This window comes from Trinickia sp. (assembly GCF_051961175.1).
Taxonomy (GTDB): Bacteria; Pseudomonadota; Gammaproteobacteria; order Burkholderiales; family Burkholderiaceae; genus Trinickia.
On sequence record NZ_JBQCDN010000378.1, the window covers coordinates 1 to 2,137 of the forward strand.

General features: G+C 63.2%; 3 protein-coding genes. All 3 read left to right on the forward strand.

The features are described from left to right. On the forward strand, positions 1–657 hold a 657-nt coding region (locus tag ACTHL0_RS21680), incomplete at its 5' end, for a CDP-diacylglycerol diphosphatase (protein WP_440568959.1). 252 nt (positions 658–909) lie between these two features. Next, positions 910–1,443: a hypothetical protein gene (locus tag ACTHL0_RS21685; protein ID WP_440568960.1), complete on the forward strand. Its 534-nt coding sequence runs from the start codon at positions 910–912 to the stop codon at positions 1,441–1,443. Beyond that, positions 1,440–1,943, forward strand: a complete 504-nt coding sequence (locus ACTHL0_RS21690) for a hypothetical protein (RefSeq protein ID WP_440568961.1) — start codon at positions 1,440–1,442, stop codon at positions 1,941–1,943. Before ACTHL0_RS21685 ends, ACTHL0_RS21690 begins: the two co-directional genes overlap by 4 nt. Positions 1,944–2,137: the final 194 nt, after the last annotated feature.

The following is a 2,137-nucleotide window of genomic DNA, read 5'->3' on the forward strand; positions in this document are numbered from 1 at the left end:
AATCTCGATTGCGTGCCGGCCGCGCGCACGACGGGTAAAGCGGGTGTCTGCGCCACCGTCAATTTACCCGGACGCTACGCGCTGCTGCGCGACCGGAATGGTGTCGCCCAACATCTTTTGATACCGACCGATCGGATTTCCGGCGTCGAAAGCCCGCTTCTGCTTGCTCCAGACGCACCGAACTACTGGGCCGATGCCTGGAACGCGCGCAGCGATGTCGAAGCCGCTTTGAAGAAGGGGCACCGCACGTCGCTCGCCGACGATCAAATCGGCCTTGAGATCAATTCGGCCATGCGTCGTTCGCAGGAGCAGTTGCATATTCATATCGACTGCATGCGAGCCGATGCCACCGCGGCACTGGCACGACATCGAAACGATCCGCCGCGGGCATGGGCTTGGGACACGATCGACGGCACGCGCTACCGGATCATGCGTATCCCCGGGCCCACGTTCGATTTCAATCCGTTCGATCTTGTCGCCGGGAGCGGGACCAGCCCGGACGTCATGGCGCAGCAGACGATATTCGTGGCGGGTGCGGGGCCGTCCGCGGCGGATGCCGGGTGGTTCGTCCTGAACAGCAGCCTGGACACCGATGGCGGAACGGGATCCGCGGAAACGTTGCTCGACCACCGGTGCGAGGCGGCGAGGACGTTGTAGCGGAGCTTTCGCTCTGCCATTCCCGCCGATTCAGTGGTTCGTTTGCAATTTTTTGCACTTTTTCACTGCCATTCTCGATTCCGATGTTGCAAAATGCCGCGGCAACGCGCGCGCTACGCAGCGTACGGCACGGTTAGCGGAAGCGTCCGGCCGTCGGCGCGCTTTGTGCTGAACGGCAACAATGCAATAGGCAATAAGCGAGAAGCAATAAGTATAAGTAATAGGCGAAAAGAAAGAGCCAAAGGCAGAAATATGCAATTCACCCTGCACCGATTCGCGGTCGTCGCGCTTGCCGCGGCGGCCATCATCGACATGAGCGGCTGTAGTTCCGTCTACACCGAAAGCGCGACCGCAGGTGCCGGTATTGCCGGCGCGGCGGTAGCCGCGAAAGTCACGCGCAATGCGGCGGTCGCGACCGGCATTGGTCTCGGCGCCGTCGCTGCAGCCAAAGCGGGCGTGCAATACACGGAACGCGTCGTCCATAAGCAGACCCAAGACTCGATCGCGATCGCGGCCGGATCGCTTGCCGTCGGGGCTGTCGCACCCTGGGCGGCCAAGCATTCGGTGCCGATCGAGGATAACGAACACGGCCGCGTGACCGTGAGCCGCATCATCAGCACCGGCGCGCTCGACTGCAAGGAAATCGTGTTTTCCGTCGATCAAGATGCGACGAACAAACAACCGGCCTCCAGTGCCTTCTACGTCGCCTCGGTCTGCCGAGACGGCAACGCGTGGAAATGGGCCTCGGCGGAGCCGGCCACCGAACGCTGGGGCGCACTGCAATGAGCCCGCGCATGATTCTCGCCGCATTAGTCTGTGCCGGCGCAGGCGCGGCAATGAGCGGGTGCGCGTCGATCGGCGCGGCCAGCGGTGCGGTGGCGGGCGTTGCGACCGGCGCCGTGACTGCGAATCCGGCCGTCGGCATCGGCGTCGGTATTGCCGTGCAGGCGGCAACGGACGAAGCGGTCAACCGTTACATGCTGCGCATGCATGCGGATCAGCAAGATGCGATCGCGACGCTGGTCGGCAGCCTGCCGGTGGGCGCGTCGCAACCGTGGCGGGTCAAGCATACGTTGCCGATCGAGAACGGCCACGGCGAAGTGCGAGTCATCCGCGCCTTCGACACGGCGCTCGCGAGCTGCAAGGAGTTCGCGTTCTCGTTCGTCGATGGCGACAAGCCCGATTCGAAGACAGACTGGTTCACCGCCAGCGCCTGCCAGCAAGGTTCGGTGTGGAAATGGGCGTCGGCTGAACCAGCCGTCGACCGCTGGGGTGCACTGCAATAGCCGTTACGGCGAGGGCTATTCCGCTTCGGCTGAGCCGTCGCCATCTGCTTCGCTGTCAGTCAACATCGAGGCGATGAAGTTAGGATCCCTAAGTATCCGCTTGTAAAGCATGACGTGTGCGACTTCGTCGTAGTCGACGCGGCGCACGCCCGCATCGGACAACTCGTAGATCGCGGCGCCGGGCATCGCCATCA

Coding starts and splice junctions, on each gene's coding strand:
- ACTHL0_RS21690 (WP_440568961.1), top strand. CDS start 1,440: ATGAGCCCGCGCATGATTCTCGCCGCATTAGTCTGTGCCGGCGCAGGC.
- ACTHL0_RS21685 (WP_440568960.1), top strand. CDS start 910: ATGCAATTCACCCTGCACCGATTCGCGGTCGTCGCGCTTGCCGCGGCG.